This window comes from Vibrio sp. S17_S38 (genome assembly GCF_014694375.1).
Taxonomy (GTDB): Bacteria; Pseudomonadota; Gammaproteobacteria; order Enterobacterales; family Vibrionaceae; genus Vibrio.
Genome location: NZ_JAAUWW010000015.1, coordinates 58,491 through 76,250 on the forward strand (window position 1 = coordinate 58,491; position 17,760 = coordinate 76,250).

At 40.1% G+C, this 17,760-nt stretch carries 17 protein-coding genes and 2 tRNA genes; 5 read left to right on the forward strand and 14 right to left on the reverse strand.

The features are described 5' to 3' along the window. Positions 1 to 50: 50 nt before the first annotated feature. The 6 genes from prpC to HC725_RS12340 all read right to left on the reverse strand — a co-directional run bounded on the left by prpC (position 51) and on the right by HC725_RS12340 (position 4,963). Positions 51 to 1,253, reverse strand: coding sequence for a bifunctional 2-methylcitrate synthase/citrate synthase (gene prpC / locus HC725_RS12315; protein WP_190332124.1), 1,203 nt, complete (start codon positions 1,251 to 1,253; stop codon positions 51 to 53). A gap of 229 nt (positions 1,254 to 1,482) precedes the next feature. Then, positions 1,483 to 2,349, reverse strand: a complete 867-nt coding sequence (prpB, locus tag HC725_RS12320) for a methylisocitrate lyase (protein ID WP_190332125.1) — start codon at positions 2,347 to 2,349, stop codon at positions 1,483 to 1,485. A gap of 50 nt (positions 2,350 to 2,399) precedes the next feature. Next, positions 2,400 to 3,092, reverse strand: coding sequence for a GntR family transcriptional regulator (locus HC725_RS12325; RefSeq protein WP_190332126.1), 693 nt, complete (start codon positions 3,090 to 3,092; stop codon positions 2,400 to 2,402). Between the two features lie 221 nt (positions 3,093 to 3,313). Further along, positions 3,314 to 3,979 carry a hypothetical protein gene (locus HC725_RS12330; RefSeq protein ID WP_190332127.1) on the reverse strand — a complete coding sequence of 222 codons (666 nt, stop codon included), beginning with the start codon at positions 3,977 to 3,979 and terminating at the stop codon, positions 3,314 to 3,316. Positions 3,980 to 4,011: 32 nt separating this feature from the next. Continuing rightward, positions 4,012 to 4,170 (reverse strand): hypothetical protein, encoded by a 159-nt coding sequence (locus tag HC725_RS12335; protein ID WP_190332128.1) that lies wholly within the window; start codon positions 4,168 to 4,170, stop codon positions 4,012 to 4,014. Between the two features lie 157 nt (positions 4,171 to 4,327). Then, a complete protein-coding gene (locus HC725_RS12340) occupies positions 4,328 to 4,963 on the reverse strand; it encodes a LysE family translocator (RefSeq protein WP_190332160.1) in 636 nt (211 codons plus the stop codon). 243 nt (positions 4,964 to 5,206) lie between these two features. Here HC725_RS12340 and HC725_RS12345 point away from each other — a divergent pair, with 243 nt between their 5' ends. After that, complete coding sequence (locus tag HC725_RS12345; protein WP_190332129.1) at positions 5,207 to 6,706, forward strand: carboxypeptidase M32; 1,500 nt, start codon at positions 5,207 to 5,209, stop codon at positions 6,704 to 6,706. Between the two features lie 77 nt (positions 6,707 to 6,783). On the opposite strand, the gene HC725_RS12350 is transcribed toward HC725_RS12345, so the two are convergent. Both HC725_RS12350 and HC725_RS12355 read right to left on the reverse strand, forming a co-directional pair. Continuing rightward, the gene (locus tag HC725_RS12350; protein ID WP_190332130.1) at positions 6,784 to 7,824 is read right to left on the reverse strand and encodes an SDR family oxidoreductase; all 1,041 of its coding nucleotides are present in this window, start codon (positions 7,822 to 7,824) and stop codon (positions 6,784 to 6,786) included. 213 nt (positions 7,825 to 8,037) lie between these two features. Continuing rightward, entirely contained in the window at positions 8,038 to 8,328 is a 291-nt protein-coding gene (locus HC725_RS12355) for a YkgJ family cysteine cluster protein (protein ID WP_190332131.1), read from the reverse strand. Positions 8,329 to 8,511: 183 nt separating this feature from the next. Between HC725_RS12355 and mobA the strand changes: the two genes are divergently transcribed. Next, on the forward strand, positions 8,512 to 9,120 hold the full coding sequence (gene mobA, locus HC725_RS12360) for a molybdenum cofactor guanylyltransferase MobA (RefSeq protein ID WP_190332132.1): 609 nt from the start codon (positions 8,512 to 8,514) through the stop codon (positions 9,118 to 9,120). 21 nt (positions 9,121 to 9,141) lie between these two features. Next, a complete protein-coding gene (locus HC725_RS12365) occupies positions 9,142 to 10,968 on the forward strand; it encodes a bifunctional molybdopterin-guanine dinucleotide biosynthesis adaptor protein MobB/molybdopterin molybdotransferase MoeA (protein WP_190332161.1) in 1,827 nt (608 codons plus the stop codon). Positions 10,969 to 11,031: 63 nt separating this feature from the next. On the opposite strand, the gene HC725_RS12370 is transcribed toward HC725_RS12365, so the two are convergent. The 3 genes from HC725_RS12370 to HC725_RS12380 all read right to left on the reverse strand — a co-directional run bounded on the left by HC725_RS12370 (position 11,032) and on the right by HC725_RS12380 (position 14,050). Further along, positions 11,032 to 12,060 (reverse strand): quaternary amine ABC transporter ATP-binding protein, encoded by a 1,029-nt coding sequence (locus HC725_RS12370; RefSeq protein ID WP_203219078.1) that lies wholly within the window; start codon positions 12,058 to 12,060, stop codon positions 11,032 to 11,034. Next, entirely contained in the window at positions 12,057 to 12,953 is an 897-nt protein-coding gene (locus HC725_RS12375) for an ABC transporter permease (RefSeq protein ID WP_190332133.1), read from the reverse strand. The genes HC725_RS12370 and HC725_RS12375 overlap by 4 nt, the downstream gene beginning before the upstream one ends. Positions 12,954 to 13,036: 83 nt before the next feature. Further along, positions 13,037 to 14,050: an ABC transporter substrate-binding protein gene (locus HC725_RS12380; protein ID WP_190332134.1), complete on the reverse strand. Its 1,014-nt coding sequence runs from the start codon at positions 14,048 to 14,050 to the stop codon at positions 13,037 to 13,039. Positions 14,051 to 14,301: 251 nt separating this feature from the next. Between HC725_RS12380 and HC725_RS12385 the strand changes: the two genes are divergently transcribed. Both HC725_RS12385 and HC725_RS12390 read left to right on the forward strand, forming a co-directional pair. After that, positions 14,302 to 14,378 (forward strand) — tRNA-Val (locus tag HC725_RS12385). A gap of 47 nt (positions 14,379 to 14,425) precedes the next feature. Further along, positions 14,426 to 14,502, forward strand: a tRNA-Val gene (locus HC725_RS12390). Between the two features lie 114 nt (positions 14,503 to 14,616). On the opposite strand, the gene dctM is transcribed toward HC725_RS12390, so the two are convergent. Genes dctM through HC725_RS12405 form a run of 3 tightly spaced genes read right to left on the reverse strand, consistent with a single transcriptional unit; the run spans position 14,617 to position 17,624 of the window. After that, a complete protein-coding gene (dctM, locus tag HC725_RS12395) occupies positions 14,617 to 15,900 on the reverse strand; it encodes a C4-dicarboxylate TRAP transporter large permease protein DctM (RefSeq protein WP_190332135.1) in 1,284 nt (427 codons plus the stop codon). Continuing rightward, positions 15,897 to 16,610, reverse strand: coding sequence for a TRAP transporter small permease (locus tag HC725_RS12400; protein ID WP_190332136.1), 714 nt, complete (start codon positions 16,608 to 16,610; stop codon positions 15,897 to 15,899). Before HC725_RS12400 ends, dctM begins: the two co-directional genes overlap by 4 nt. A gap of 33 nt (positions 16,611 to 16,643) precedes the next feature. After that, on the reverse strand, positions 16,644 to 17,624 hold the full coding sequence (locus HC725_RS12405; protein ID WP_190332163.1) for a TRAP transporter substrate-binding protein: 981 nt from the start codon (positions 17,622 to 17,624) through the stop codon (positions 16,644 to 16,646). Between the last annotated feature and the right edge of the window lie 136 nt (positions 17,625 to 17,760).

Genomic DNA, 17,760 nt, shown 5'->3' on the forward strand with positions numbered 1-17,760 from the left:
GATTCCTTTCAACTTCGATGTGAATTAAAACTGAGAGTGTTGTAAATCGACTATTTTCTTTGCTCAATCGGCAGCCAATCTTGGCGCTCTGGGCCAACATAATCTGCACTTGGTCGAATAATGCGATTATTCGCACGTTGTTCAAATACATGCGCAGCCCAACCAGTCAAGCGACTCATCACAAAAATGGGCGTGAATAATTTGGTGGGAATATTCAAAAAGTGATAGGCCGATGCATGAAAGAAATCGGCATTACAAAACAGATTTTTCTCACGTTTCATCACCGCTTCTACTCGTTCCGAGATCGCATATAAATGCTTATCACCAACCGATTCAGATAGCACTTTAGACCAATGCTTGATTAGGGCATTACGCGGGTCGCAGTCACGATAAATCGCATGACCAAACCCCATGATCTTGTCTTTGTTTGCAAGCTTTACCATCAATTCGGCCTCGGCTTGTTGTGGCGATGTCCACGATCCAATCATATCCATTGCTGCTTCATTTGCCCCACCATGCAGCTTCCCTCGCAATGTACCAATGGCGCCGGTAATACAAGAATGGATATCTGACAGCGTTGAAGCGCACACACGCGCGGTGAAGGTCGAGGCATTAAATTCATGCTCAGCATATAAAATTAAAGAGCAGTGCATAGCTTGACGCTGTAGATCTGTACTTGGTTTATCGGTAAGCATTTTTAAGAAGTCACCACCAATACTGCCTTCAGTTTGATCAAAAGTGTCGATGCGAATTCCGTCATGGCTGAATCGATACCAGTAACAGATGATGGCTGGAAATAATGCCAACATACGCTCAGTCGATTTTAGCTGCTGCGAAAAATCATCTTCTGTTTCCAGATTACCTAATATTGAACAACCAGTACGCATCACATCCATTGGATGAGCATCCGCAGGAATTAACTCTAAAGCGGCGATTAACTCATCAGGCAACCCTCGTAATTCTTTCAGTTGTTGGGTATAACTTTCTAGTTCTAAAAGATTAGGAAGGTGACCTCGTAACAATAAATGTGCTACTTCTTCAAATTGAGCATGATGAGCCAGATCCGTAATATCATATCCGCGATAGGTTAAACCGGTGCCCGATTTGCCAACAGTGCATAACGCCGTTTGTCCCGCGCTTTGCCCACGTAATCCTGCGCCAGATAAGGTTTTATTTGAGGTAGATGTTGCACTTTTAATGGGATCAACAGCCGCAAAGGACTCATGTAGGTTTGCAGGTTTATTAATAGACATAACATTCCCTTTTACATTATTGATGTTGGATTAAATGCTGTAGCAGCAACATAACGAATGAGGATCAATGCCTTCTATTTGTTGTTATCTTACTTGTCGTATCTTCCTTGTCTTTATCTAGAGCCGGTCTGTATCTATGGATTATTTTTATTTGTAACCTATGTGGATTGTTTGCTTCGCTTTATTTTTTGTTAATTAGTCATCACCTATTTTACTTAACTCCTTAGCATTAAGACTTAAATAGTTGATCAAGCTTATCTTCGTAATGGTGATAATTAAGATAATCATAAAGCTCATTACGCGTTTGCATCTGCTCAAGCACCGCTTTTTGATCGCCGTTTGCCAATATCGAAGCATATATACTTTCGGCGGCTTTATTCATGGCTCGAAAGGCACTGAGTGGATACAACACCATATCCACACCATGTTGATATAGCTCTTTTTGGTTAAACAAAGGGGTTTGCCCAAATTCCGTAATATTTGCCAAAATAGGTACTTTCACTGCGATTGAAAATTGTTGGTATTGTTCAAGTGTTAGTATCGCCTCTGGGAAAATCATGTCCGCGCCTGCTTCTACACATGCCACTGCACGTTCAATTGCAGCCTCCATACCTTCTACCGCGAGTGCATCGGTTCGTGCCATCACCACAAATTGAGGATCCACTCGCGCATCAACGGCTGATTTTATTCGATCCACCATCTCTTGTTGCGACACAATCGCTTTATTAGGACGGTGACCACAACGCTTTTGCGCGACTTGATCTTCAATATGTACGGCGGCGACTCCTGCTTTTTCCATCGATTTAATGGTTCTCGCAATGGAAAACGTTCCTCCAAACCCAGTATCGATATCCACTAACAAGGGCAAATCACAAGCATTGGTAATACGCTCAGCATCAATTAACATATCATTTAACGTCGTCACGCCTAAATCGGGTAAGCCATAAGAAGCATTGGCGACTCCCGCACCGGAAAGATAAAGGGCTTGGTGTCCTGCTTGTTCAGCCATCATCGCGCTATAAGCATTAATCGCCCCAACAATTGGCAATGGTTTAGCTTGTTGAACGGTAGCTCTAAATTTTGCTCCTTGGCTCATGACATATCCTTATCGTTCTATGACTACGTTTAGTCTTTCATAAATATCAGTTAATTGAGTTGAGATTCAATGATTTTACGGCTGGCGGCAATATGTCGGCGCATCAATATTTCGGCCAATTCTTCATCTTGATTTTTTAGTGCTTGTAGAATGAAATAGTGCTCATCTAATGCTCGTTTTGGGCGTGCGTTGTAATTGGCCGATTGCAAACGATACATGCGAATCAGGTGGTACAATTCACCGCATAACATATGAATGAGTTGCTGATTTCCACTGGCAATAATGATTTGATAATGAAAGTCGAAGTCACCGTTTTGATGAAAATAGGTCGCGCCATCAACCTGTTCAATATGCTCGGCATGCGTGTCTAACACTTGTTTTAGCATTTGCCACTTTTCATCTGTCATATACCGAGCTGCCAAGCGAGCCGCCATGCCTTCTAATGCTTCACGAACTTCATATAATTCAATCAGTTTTTCTGGCGTGAGCTGCACTACCTTTGATCCAATATGAGCAATCCGTTCAATCAATCCCAATGCTTCAACTCGCATAATAGCTTCACGCAATGGCCCTCGACTCACTTGTAATCGACGTGCCAGTTCTGGTTCTGAAATTTTACTGCCTTGTGCCATTGTGCCATCGACAATATGTTCAATCAGGTATTCAGTTAAGCTGATAGATTTCGTGCCTTCTTTTTCAATCAACTCATTTTTAATAGGTAAGTTACTCATGGCTACATTCATCTATTATTCTCGGCTTAGATTTATTAAACAGATCTATTCCATTCATTGGCAGGAGTTAACTGTCTACAATTCACTCAATACATATCGTTATAGACGATAAAAATACCGACAACAACCCACAATTGTCGACAGATAGAGTTGGATCACGAATTTAATGTATAAAAAAACACCAGCCAAAAGACTAGTGTTTTTAATGATGAAAACAAATTATAGAAAGATAACTAAGATTTAGCACTCTCTTTTGGATCTGGTTTAATACCCAGTTTTTTAATTAACGCTTGTACTTCATTCAGCTCTTTCTGCTTGTTACTCAAACTATTATTAAGCTTCTTAGTTTGATCGATTGCTAATTTTTCTTTATCACAAGAGTCCGATTTAGGATCCCAACTCGTCCCTTCTTTAAAGAGCTTACATTGCTCAGTAAAATTTTTCGTTTGGACAACCAATTTATCGCGAGTTGTCGACATCTTCGTAATATCTTTTTGTAACGTTTCTTGCTTTGAAAACAACTCATGGGATTGCTGGTATAAACCGGATTGCAATTCCGTCGTTTGTGCTAATTCTTTATTTTCTGTTTTTAACGTGACAGTCTTCTTCTTTTGTACGGCTAGTGTATTTTCGACACTTTTCTTGGTTTGCTTTAACTTTTCAATTTCAGCCGTTAGATCTTGTATCTTTTGCTTATCACTTTTACTCGCTAACTTAAATGCTTCAAACGCTTGAATCTCTTTGGATAGCGATGTTTGTAATTCTTCTGTTTTATCTTGTTGTTGCGAATTTTGTTGCTGCAGCTCTTTATGAGTTGGAGCGACGGTATTATAAGTCACACCACCACCGACTACTGCTCCCAACAAAACAGCCAAACTGATATGTTTTATATTGATCATTGGCAATCTTTCGCATCCTGTTTTATTTGAATTTACCTAAATAGTTCACTGACCACCACAACCGAAATATACACACCAAAGCACCCTAACAGACTATAAATAATCCAGTGTTGCACTTTCGCATTGGCTCTATAGCGGATCAGTAAATACGCAAGAGCAGCAAAAACAGCAATAAAAATTAATCTAATCATGTTCCCTCCTCTTACTCAATTAATACCAAGTACTTATATAACATCTTGAAAGTACAATTACTTTAGAACAACGCAAGTTTTACATACTCCTTTCAATTAATCGTTTTTTAATTGATATTCAAACGATCATTAAAATGAAATCTGCAACAAACGTTATTTAATCACTATCTAAAGCTAACTTTAGACCAAGAGAGACTAAAACTACACCTGTGATGCCTTCCATCCATTTCATCGCAGAAGAATTTTGCACCCAATTTTTGGCCGAATGAACCATGGTCGCCATGCCGCATTGCCATACCATTGCAATGACAAAATGTATCGAAGCCATTAATAAAGATTGTAGCAATGGAGAATACGCTGGGTTAATAAATTGCGGTAAAAATGCCAAATAGAAAACCGCAGTCTTGGGATTCAACACATTAGAAAGTAGTCCTTCACGGAACGAACGCTTGACACTCGCGGCCTGCTTAACCGATATATTGCCAATCTCTAGGTTGCCTTCACCCTTCCAGACACCAATTAAACTGATCACGCCTAAATAAACCAAGTACGCCGCGCCAATCCATTTCATCACATGAAACAGTTCCGCCGATTGTAATAAAATAGCTGAAATACCAATTGCCGATAAAGTTGCATGCACAAATAATCCGCAACAAATACCTAAGCTAGTAATACACCCATGCATACTGCCATTACGTGTGGTATTACGGATAACTAAAGCAGTATCCAGCCCCGGAGTTAACGTTAATATGATAATGGCGACTAAAAAAGCACCAGCATTCAAGATGTACAAATCCATGTTATTTCAGCGTCCTATCGGTTATCTAATGATGTAAATAATGCGTTTGATGAATCCGTTTTATATCAGGCTGTTCACTAGAATGAAATCTTTTTTAATCAATCTGCAATAACATTTTCATCAAACGGATCTTAACGTTTTTAGTAAAGGCTATTTCTTCCCCACCCCCATATTTCCTTCTTTGAGATAACGCTATAAGATGAACCAATATGTTTACCCAACAGAAATAGGGATGTCATGAGCTATTATCAAAAATTAGTGAGCCACACACACAAAATTGCCAACTTTAATCACCTTGCTGCGATTTCTGGTTGGGATCAGGCTGCTGTTATGCCAAGTGGTGGTAATGAAGCCCGCTCCAATGCAATGGCAGAACTATCTGTCTTAGTGCACCAACTCAATACCGAACCACAGCTTTCCGATTGGTTTAATGGCGCTGAACAAGAAACATTAAATACTACCGAACAAGCCAGCTTACGAGAAATGAAACAACGTTGGCAGCAGGCTACTGTCCTACCGCAAGATTTGGTTCAAGCAAAATCGCTTGCCGGTTCTAAATGTGAACATGCATGGCGCACTCAGCGTAAAAATAATGATTGGCAAGGTTATGCTAAAAATTGGCAAGAAGTTGTTAGTCTTTCTCAACAAGAAGCTCAGATCCGCGCAGAAGCCCTCAACATCACAGGCATTAACTGTACGCCTTACGATGCTATGCTTTCTTTATATGAGCCTGGCACTACAACGCAATCATTAGATGTTGTGTTTAATAACGTAAAAACATGGTTACCTAATTTGATTGATACGGTTATCGATCAACAAAAACAACAAAGCTTTATTCAACCACAAGGTCCTTTTTCAACCGCGAAACAAAAAGAGCTCGGTTTGAAAACCATGCAGCTTTTACAATTCGATTTTAATCACGGCCGATTAGATGAAAGTGTGCATCCGTTTTGTGGTGGCGTGCCAACCGATGTTCGCATCACTACCCGATACGATGAAGCTGATCTGATGCAAGCTTTAATGGGTGTTGTACATGAAACAGGTCATGCTCGTTATGAACAAGGTTTACCGAAGACACTTTCAGGCTTACCTGTTGGTGAAGCGCGCTCAATGGGGATCCATGAATCTCAATCATTGTTTTTTGAAATGCAATTAGGCCGTAGTCCTGAATTTATTCAGCATCTATCAACCATGGCTTCTCAAACCTTTCAAGCTCAAAATGATGCAGCATTTAGCCCTGCTAATTTCCAAGAACTTTATACGAGAGTAGAAAAAGGCTTCATTCGTGTCGATGCTGATGAGCTCACCTATCCTGCACATGTGATCTTACGTTATGAAATTGAAAGAGATTTAATCAACCGAAAAATTCAGTATCAAGATATCCCTGAATTATGGGATCAAAAAATGCAGAACTATCTTGGTATCAGTACCAAAGATAATTATCAAAATGGATGTATGCAGGATATCCATTGGACGGATGGGAGTTTCGGCTATTTCCCAAGTTACACACTGGGTGCAATGTACGCAGCGCAATTTATGGCAAGCATGAAGAAAACCGTTGATGTAAGCGACGCAATCCAATCGAGTAATCTAACACCGATTTTTAATTGGCTTGAAGAAAATATCTGGAGTAAAGGAAGCTTGTTCACCACCGATGATTTAGTGACACAAGCAACTGGAGAAGTGCTTAATGCCGAGCATTTTAAACGACATCTAGAAATGCGTTACGTGCGTTAGCCAATACGTTTAATCAATTAACACTAATTAGGATCTTGGTGATGCATACAAAGTGCATCACCAGTACATATTAATTGTTATGCAATCTTACCGAACTGTCTTTCCGCCGCGTATTCAAAGCAGGTTGATAGCAAAGCATGGTCAGTAGTTGGGAACCGTTTTACGATCTCTTTCCCTAAAACATCAATCGTCACCGTCAATGGAAATCTGTCTTCATGCGTCACATAAGGTTCGTAGCGCTTTAGTACTTTACTCATGCCCTTTTGAATAATATTGATAAAATTATCTTGATGGCGAGTTAATGCTAAAAGCTCTTGGTTAGAGTCTACAAAACCGACCCCACGAATCCCCAACATTTCTAACCCATGTTTCATTACATCCGAAACTAGAGGAGGTTCAGGATTAACCACGTGAAAAGTTTTGCCAGTACAACCGGCATTAACGAGATCAATAAGTGTATCAACTAACCAATCTGCAGGGACCAAATTTAAGGTAGACGTAGATGAGCATATAAGATGCACAGGCAAATCAATTTGGTCTGCAACGTTGTATTTTTTACGGAATACGTTCGCGATTTCATGTAAACCAGAAAGAAAACCATAATAACCGTCAAAGCCATTAGTTATGCCTGACTTAGACTCACCAATCACAATACCAATGCGATAGATAGAATGCGGCAATCCAGATTCAGTCACTAATTTCTCAGCAGCAAACTTAGATTCTTCATAAGGATTACGATGATTCTTGGTCGCGTAAGCGGTTGAGACATAATGAAATTCATTGGCTTCAATCTGTTTCCCCAAAGAAAGAATATGCTCAGTACCTTGATAGTTAGCTTCCCAGATTTGTTGTTTTAGTTCATGATCAAACTTAACTAAACCCGCGAGATGCAAGACTTTAGTAATATTAGCCGCTTTTAAATAGGTAATTTGTTCTGAAGTTAAACCACAATTTGGTAGAGTAATATCACCGTCTAATAGATATTCATTGGGAATATCAATATCCGTTCGTGTATGAGCATTACGCACAATACAGAATACTTTTTGATTTGCTTTTACTAATGCTTGATAAAGTGGGTACCCAACTGCGCCAGTAACACCCGTCAATAATATTGCCATTTTCTTCTCTTTAATTTCATGTGTACTTTACAAACAAGCCAGGCCACTGATATCACCAACCTAAGGTTTGCAAACACTACACCCACAAAACCCTATAATCCAAATCAAAAATGACTAATATTTTAAGCAAATGTTAATGTTATTTTTAACCACACTGCATATCTCATTTTTAAGCAAGTGCTCTAATCGGAAAATTAGGAGAATAATTAGCAACTAATCCATTAATTTTCGTTCATTTAAGCATTCATAAGACCCCATCTCAAACTCGCGACAAATCCACGGTCTATTTTCATAAATCGTACACATGAAATTATCTCGGTCCATGGCTGAGCACCAACCATCCTCTAAGCGCAGCATTGTCTCCCCCCCCCACTTATCAAATGCAATATGCTCTTCGGGAACACCAGTATCCGTGATGATCATGACTTCCAACCGACAACAACAAGCTTGGCAATTCGAACAAGCAACTTCTTCAACGGGTACATTTTTAACTTTTATCGTCATTAATTACTTCAATTTATAATATGAATAGCTGCCATAGTACGCTAAAAAACACCTCAAACTATATAGCTGAGTTGATGGTAGTGCTCACAACAATGTATTATACGAAATTCAACCACATCTTTGTTCAAATAAAGACAAAGCACAACAAACCTTCATTCAAACCGAATTTGTATAGAGATGAATATGCTAACACCAGAGAAAATCGATTGGGTCATTTTAGCCGGAGGGCAAGGCTCTCGAATGGGTGGTGTTGATAAAGGCTTAGTCACCTTAAATGGTAAGCCTCTGGTTGAATACGTGATTGCAGCACTTCAACCTCAAACTGATTCCATCACCATCAATGCTAATCGTAGCCATAAAAGTTACCAAGGTTACGCCCCCGTCATTGCGGATACTTTCGATCAATATCCCGGTCCATTAGGTGGTATTCATGCAGGATTAATTCATTCAGGTAAACATGATTGGGTCGGTTTTGTTCCTTGTGACAGCCCCAACGTACCATCAAATTTAGCCGAACTTTTTTGCCAAGCATGGCAACCGGATGCGGACATTTTAGTCGCGCATGATGGCGATTTTTATCAACCCGTATTTACTTTATTTCATCGCCGCGCATCCGAAAAGCTCCATGATTTTCTTGCTCGTGGTGATAGAAAAATAACTCTGTTCTATGATGAATGTAAGACCTACACGGTCGATTTTTCTCAGTTAAAAGAGACCTTTATCAATCTTAATACACCCGAACAACTTGCTGATTTTTCAAAGCAGATTATTTCCGAAAAACATTCTGTTTAAAACAATAACGGCCAAAGGTTAATTATGAACTCATTTCCTATCCCTATTCTTGGTTTCGCCGCCTACAGCGGAACTGGCAAAACAACACTCCTTGAAGCCTTACTGCCAAAACTCACCGAGAAAGGTTTACGTATTGGCGTTTTTAAGCACGCTCATCATGATTTTGATGTCGATAAACCGGGTAAAGATAGCCACCGTTTACGTAAAGCTGGCGCAGGTCAAATGCTGATTTCATCACGCAATCGCCACGTATTAATGACGGAAACGCCAGAAAAAGAAGCTCACTTTTTTGATTTGCTTTCACATTTTGATACTAGCAAACTAGATTTCATTTTAGTCGAAGGCTGTAAAAACTTATCTTTCCCAAAAATTGAATTACACCGTGAAGAAGTCGGCAAACCGTGGTTACACCCACATGATGACAATATCATCGCCATTGCTTCAGACAGTGAAAAACTCAATACTCAATTGCCACATGTTGATATTAATGATCTTGATGCGATTAGTTCGATGATCATCAACTTCACTCAAGGACGCCCGCTAGTTTCTGATCAAGCCAACCTTTCTAATCATGCAAATATAGATAGCTGTGACCAATTATCTCCAGCCTTTTTATCTGTTGATCAAGGGTTAAATAAAATATTAGCTACATTAAAAACACCCACCATCATTGAATCGGCCTCTCTTCTAGAAGCTCGTTTACGTATTTTAGGTGACGATATTCATTCACCAATTAATGTTCCGGCTTATCAAAACTCTGCGATGGATGGTTATGCAGTTCGTAGCCAAGATATTATCGCTTCACAAAAAAACACAACGACAATTAACAGTTTTGAAGTTGTGGCGAAAATCATGGCTGGGAGCAGTTTTGATGACGAAATCCAAGTCGGTCAAGTTGCAAAAATAATGACCGGCGCACCAATGCCAAAAGGCGCAGATACGGTGATCATGCGAGAGCAAAGCCAAGTTACTGAAGATGGACGAGTCAGTTTTACACTTTCACTGGATGATTTTAAAGTTGGTCAAAATGTACGAAAAGCCGGTGAAGATCTAGCAAAAGACAGCATAGTATTCAGTAAGGGTACACGAATCGAGTCCCCTGAACTTGGCATGCTAGCGTCATTAGGTTTGAGCCAGTACCCGCTTTTCTCTCAATTGAAAGTCGCAGTATTCTCAACCGGAGATGAAGTTCAGGCACCCGGTAGTGAGCTCAAAAATAATTGTATTTACGATTCAAACCGCTACACAGTCATGGCGCAATTACAACGTTTAGGCTGCCAAGTCATCGACCTTGGTATTATTGAAGATTGCGAAGCCGCTTTGGAATCCACTTTATTAGAAGCCAGCAGCAAAGCCGATGCGATTATCTCATCTGGAGGCGTTTCCGTTGGGGATGCTGACTTTATCAAAACGGTATTAGAGCGTATTGGAAAGATTAACTTTTGGCGTATCAATATGCGCCCGGGTCGCCCACTGGCATTTGGTCATATAAATGAAACACCATTCTTTGGTTTGCCGGGAAATCCCGTTGCGGTAATGGTTTCATTTTTAATGTTTGTCGAACCTTCACTTCGCTTTATGCAAGGTGAAAGCCATTGGGAGCAAACGAAGATCCCAGCGGAAGCAACAGAAGTCGTCCACTCACGTCTTGGGCGAACCGAATTTACTCGTGGTATTTATACATTAAACAAATTCGGACAGTTACAAGTTCGCACAACAGGCAAACAAGGCTCTGGTATCCTACGTTCTATGAGTGAAGCTAACTGTATTATTGAAGTTCCACCACATGTAGAAATGGTGAAAACAGGCGAGATGATAAAAATCATCCCTCTTGAAGGGCGTTTGTAAATCTACTCTAAAGACAGGCCTCATCTTATCTCTGATGAGGCGTGTCTTTTTTAATTCTTTTCATTACAAAATAGAGGCTAAACTCTCTGCCTTTAAAAGACCTATTTGATTACCATTTTGGTCTATAACCACAATAGGTGTCGAGTTTCTTAGCACCAATGGCGTAACTTCCTCTAACGTTTGGTCCTCTCTTACCGTTTCAAATGCACCAATATCAACTTTTTCATCTAGTGACGTCATCACCGCTCTAACCGTTAATGCACGAGCTCGATTAATATCTTTAACAAAAGAAGCCACATAATCGGTTTGTGGGTTGAGTAGAATATCAATCGGTGATCCTTGCTGAATCAACTCTCCATCTTTTAATATTGCTATTTTCTCACCTAACCTCAGCGCTTCGTCTAAATCATGAGTGATAAAGATAATGGTCTTATTGAGCTTTTGTTGCAGTGACTTCAGCTCCCCTTGCATCTCGCTTCTAATTAAAGGATCAAGCGCTGAAAAAGCTTCATCCATTAATAAAATTTCCGCATCTGTACACAGTGCGCGAGCTAATCCCACGCGTTGCTGTTGACCACCTGAAAGTTGACTTGGGTATTGTTGCTCATACCCATTCAGTCCAACCACATCAATCCAGTGTTGAGCTTTATCCAAACAAGTTTGCTTACTAAGACCCTGCACTTTTAAACCGTACGCAATATTTTGAATCACCGTTCTATGAGGAAATAACCCAAACCTCTGAAAAACCATCGACATTTTATGACGACGCAATACTTGAATCTCTTTATCTGATAAAGAACAAATATCGATACCATCAATTTCAATCACGCCACTTGTCGGTTCAATTAAACGATTAAAATGACGAATTAACGTTGATTTACCAGAGCCTGAAAGCCCCATCACCACAAAGGTTTCCCCACGCTGAATATCTAAGCTGATGTTATTAAGCCCAACACTTAAATTAGATTCATGTAAAAGTTGGTCTTTTGATTTTCCATCCTGAAGCTGTTTAATTGCGGTCTTAGATTTTTCGCCAAATATCTTATAAAGGTTTTTAATCCGAATATGCGGGCTTTCCATTACCTCATTCATGATTTGTTCCCAGTAAGATGTTGTTGAGTACGCTTAGCATAACTTTGAGTTATACGATCAAAAATAATCGCGAGCGCGACAATGGCCAGTCCATTTAATAACCCAAGCGTAAAATATTGATTGGTTATTGATTTGAGAACAGGCTGCCCGAGTCCTTTCACGCCAATCATTGACGCAATAACCACCATCGCTAATGCCATCATAATCGTTTGGTTGATGCCCGCCATAATATTGGGCATTGCCAATGGAATTTGGACACCAAATAAACGCTGGAAAGAATTTGCACCAAAAGCGGTTGATGCTTCTAACACCTCTTTATCCACTAAACGAATACCAAGGTTGGTTAGCCGAATAACCGGTGGAATCGCATAAACAACCACGGCAATTAACCCTGGAACTTTACCGATCCCAAGCAACATCACGATTGGTATAAGGTAAACAAAAGCGGGCATGGTTTGCATAATATCAAGTAAAGGGGTCACGATTCGTTGCACTCGATTAGAGCTCGCCATTGCAATGCCTGTTGGCACGCCAAATAAAATCGCCACAAAGGTTGAAACTAAAATAATGCTCATGGTTTGCATGGTGTCTTCCCACATACCGAGATAACCAATCATAAAAAATGACACTATCACGCATAAAGTTAGCTTCCATGACCGACTTGCCATATACGATAAACCGGCAAGTACAGCGATCACTAACCACCATGGGGAGCTTAATAATAACTTTTCAAATCCCACTAAAAATGACAATAAAGGGTGGAAGAATGCTTCAATTGCATCACCATAATGCCGAGAAAAGTCACGATACGCACCATCCAAGGTACGGCGTAACCACAATAAAGAATGGCGGTCTAACTCCGGAAATTCAGTTAACCATGACTGTTGAGACATTTGAGTTCCATTTTATTAATTTTCATTCTATTGGTAGATTTTAAAACAAAGCCAAGTTTAATTAGACTTGGCTTAAACGTAAGCTATAAATCTTGAACCGCTTGATCCACTTTTTTCATGGCTTCAGGCGTTAACCACTGTGACCAAATATCTTTATGATCGAGCATGAATTCCTCCATCGCCATTTCACCATCAGCTTGATTATCTTCCATCCATGCCAACATGCTGTTCATTTGTTTATTGGTAAAGGAGCGTTTAGTGAGGTATTGCATCGCATCCGGTGCTCGCTCTGCAAATGACTCAGTAACAACAGTATCAACTTTTGAAGGTGGCCACATTATCGGTTTTGGATTGGCACATTCAACCTGAGTAATACAGTCTTGATAGTGTTTGGCATCGGTGCCATGACCAAATTCGACTTTAACCATTGGATACTTTCCTAACACAGCCGTTGGTGCCCAATAATAACCAAACCAGGGTTGTTTTCTCTCATACGCTTTGGCAATAGTGGCCGCTAATGCAGCGCCCGACCCCGGATCAACTTGCTCAAAGCCAGATTTTTGTAGGTTTAAAGCATCAAATATATGGCCTGCTGAGATTTGGCATGTCCAACCTGCTGGACAAGTATAAAATGCAGATTTGCCGTCATCTTCAGGGTTAGGGAATTCTTTTACGTGAGCAATAACACCCTCAATAGTGGCAAGGCTAGGATCTTTATCCACCATATATTGAGGTACCCAAAAACCCTCTTCTCCACCATCGGACAGACTTTGAACTGCAAAGCGTAAACGTTTATCTTTAACGCCTTTCTCTAAAAGATCTTTAGCTGAATTACTCCATAACTCTGGCGCAATATCCGGCTGGCCCTTTTCGACCATTGACGTTGTTGTCGGAACTGTGTCCCCAGGCACCAAACTAACATCACATTGATATGCGTTTTCTAAAATGAACTTATCAACATTCGCCATCAATGTGGCTGAACTCCAATTCATATCGGCAATAGAAACCGCACCACAACTTGGCGAGTCTGCTGCAAAAGAGGAGAAAGAAAAAGAGGTGGCAAGACAAAGTGTCGAAAGGGTAAATAATTTATGCATGATCATGTCCTTATGTACAATAAATAAAATCCTACCTTAATTAAAGTTCATATTTAAAGAACGGACCTCTCATAAACCAAAATAAATGCATTAAAGATAAATAAATGAATGAAAAACCACCAGTTAGATGATAAACGCGTCAAACTCTCTCATTCGCGATAATTTCTGCTTGCATCGTCTATTTAGCATGGTTAATATCAGCTTCGTTCTGGAAAGGTGACTTTTAAGAACGTGAAAATATTTTACAAAATGCCCGCTTAGCTCAGTTGGTTAGAGTACTTGCATGACATGCAAGGTGTCACTGGTTCGAGTCCAGTAGCGGGCACCATTTTGAAAGTGTTTTTCCTTTATTGAAAAGCAACAATAATACAATTTGCCCGCTTAGCTCAGTTGGTTAGAGTACTTGCATGACATGCAAGGTGTCACTGGTTCGAGTCCAGTAGCGGGCACCACTTTTCTTTTAATATTAACGTCTTAGTTAGTGCTAAAATGAAGCTTAAAACAAAAAATCCTGCTATTTATTTAGCAGGATTTTTTTGTTTATATCTTTTCAGTTGTTTCAATTATTACGGCATGCCTAAAGCATTCGGTAACCACAATGATACCGCTGGGATATAGGTAATGATCATTAAGAAACCTAACAACAACATTAACCACGGTAGCGCGGCTCTAATCGTTTCACCTAACGACATCCCCGTCACCGCAGACGTTACAAATAGATTTAATCCCACCGGTGGCGTTATCATTCCTATCTCCATATTAACCACCATGATGATGCCTAAATGAATAGGATCAATGCCAAGCTCAACACCAATAGGAAAAAGGATCGGTGCTAAAATCAATATAATCGCTGATGGCTCCATAAAATTACCTGCCAGCAACAATACTATATTCATAATGAGCAAGAAAACCCACGGAGTTAATCCCAGACCTATCATCCATGCAGCTATCGATTGTGGGATTTGCTCGGTGGTTAAAACAAAGGCAAACAGCATTGCATTGGCAATAATAAACATCAGCATGATGCTAAGTTTACCGGCATCAAGCAACACTTTAGGGCAATCACGAACTCGTATATCTTTATAAACAAACAACGCGACAAAGCCAGCATAAACCGCCGCCACCGCCGCCGCTTCAGTTGGGGTAAACATACCACTATAAATGCCCCCCAAGATGATCACCATTAATAATAATCCCCAGATGGCTTTACGCCCACTGGCACACCATTCTTTAAGGGTCGCTCTTGGCATGGCTGGCAAGTTTTTCTTACGCGCGATAATGTAAATTGCCACCATTAAACTGACACCAAGTAATGCCCCTGGGATCACCCCTGCCATAAACAACTTACCAACCGAAGTTTCGGTGGCGGCTGCATACACAACCATCACAATAGAGGGAGGAATAAGGATGCCTAATGTTCCTGCATTACACACAATTCCAGCGCCAAATTCTTTGGGATAACCCGAACGAACCATCCCGGCAATCGCAATCGAACCAACAGCAGCTACCGTTGCAGGCGATGATCCTGATAATGCTGCAAACAACATACACGCCATTACAGCAGCAATAGCAAGACCACCTCGAATATGCCCAACGCTGGAGTTAGCAAAATCAATCAATCGTTTAGCAACACCACCACTGGTCATAAACGCACCAGAAAGTAAGAAGAATGGAATAGCGAGTAAAGTATAGTGCTCTGAAGTTTCAAACAATTTAATAACTAAAGATCGAATTGAATCTTGGCTAAAAAATAAAATACTTAAAGCGCCTGAAAGTCCTAATGAAATTGCGATCGGCACACCAATAAACATCAATAAAAACAGCATAAAGAAGAGAAATAAAATGGTCATTTTTGTTTCCCCTCTGACGATTTATGAACGTGCCCAAGATTAGAGCTATTAGCTGTAGTCATCTCTCCTTGTAACGCTTCTTGCATTGCATGTCTCATGGCATCTTTGGCTTCATCTGCGTTACCAAGATCGGTTTGTAAGCCACGTAAAATTCGAACTAATACTTCAAGAAATCGTAAACCGACTAAGGTAAAACCAAAGGGCATGATGATTCCGACATACCAGAGTTTAACGCCTAACTTCTCAAGATCTTCTGCATATAGGTTGGCATTAAACATCGTGTTAACCCAATCATAACTCGCATAAGTCATCATGCCGGCATATAACAAACAGGCAAAGCAGGCAATAATCGCAATGATTTTCTGAATCGGTTTAGAACACAATTTAACCACCATATCGACGCCAATATGACCACCGACTCTGACACCATAGGACATACCTATAAACAATAACCAAGCAAACAAGGCTTTCGTTAATGCGGTACTCCATGTCATCTCTTGGGCAAGACCAATGAAAAAATCACCGACATCCAAAAAGAAATCACTGGCCGCCAAGTATTGTTGATCAGCAAACCAATCGGACAAATCATAGAAGGGTGTATAGAGGTTGTTCAGAACCACATAAACAAAAGTGACAAGGGTCATAGCGCCTAAGAGGAAGGCAACCAAGCCTTCCTCTAGCTTTGACCATAAATGATATACTGCTCTCATTTAACGGGCCTTTTTGAAATTAAAAATAAAAACTTATTTCGCATCATTAGCAGCAAGAGCCGCTTTAATCACATCTGAACCAATTTGATCTTCAAATTTAGACCAAACAGGTTTCATTGCTTTGACCCATTGAGCTCTCTCTTCTGGTTTAAGCTCAATAATTTCTGATGTACCCGAATCAATAACTGATTGCTTAGCTTTTTGATTCAGTTCACCTGCCTCTGCGTTAACCGTATCCGTCACCTGCGCTAAAATATCGGTTAATTGGGATCTAATATCAGTAGGCAAACCATTCCAGAATTTAGTATTTGTGATCACCATATAGTCCAATACGCCATGATTGGATTCAGTAATGTATTTCTGAACTTCATTGAATTTTTGAGAGTATATGTTAGACCATGGGTTTTCAGCACCATTGACGACACCAGTTTGTAGCCCTTGATATACTTCGGCAAAACTCATTTTACGTGGGTTAGCTCGTAGTGCTTTAAATTGCTCATCTAACACATCTGAAGATTGAACGCGGAATTTCAAACCACGAGCATCACGTGGCACATGTAAAGCTTTATTGGCAGAAAGTTGTTTCATGCCATTGTGCCAATAACCTAAACCTGTAATGTTATTGTTTTCCATAGATTTAAGTAGCTGTTTGCCTGTATCACTATGTTGGAAACGATCCACTGCGTGAATATCATTGAATAAAAATGGCAGATCAAAAACTTGTAATTTTTTCGTATATTGGCCAAATTTAGCTAACGATGGCGCAATCATCTGAACATCGCCTAATAGCAAGGCTTCCATCTCTTTTCCATCACCGTAAAGTGACGAATTGGAATACACTTGAACTTCTACTTTCCCTTTTAGCTTTTCTTCCACCAGCTTTTTAAATAGCAACGCGCCTTGCCCCTTTGGCGTGCTGTCAGCCACCACATGGGAAAACTTAATCACAATCGGATCTGCTGCATGAGCAATACTAGAAAATGCCATAACTGCGGCACATGCCAACATACTCATCTTAAATTTTGTCTTTGCTTTTAGCTTTGTTTTATCCGTCATTTTAAACATGATTTAATCCTTTAATTATCCGCTCTGCAGTAAAACTGCATTCATTAATGCAACGAATAAAGCTTAGTCCTAAATCAATTAAGCG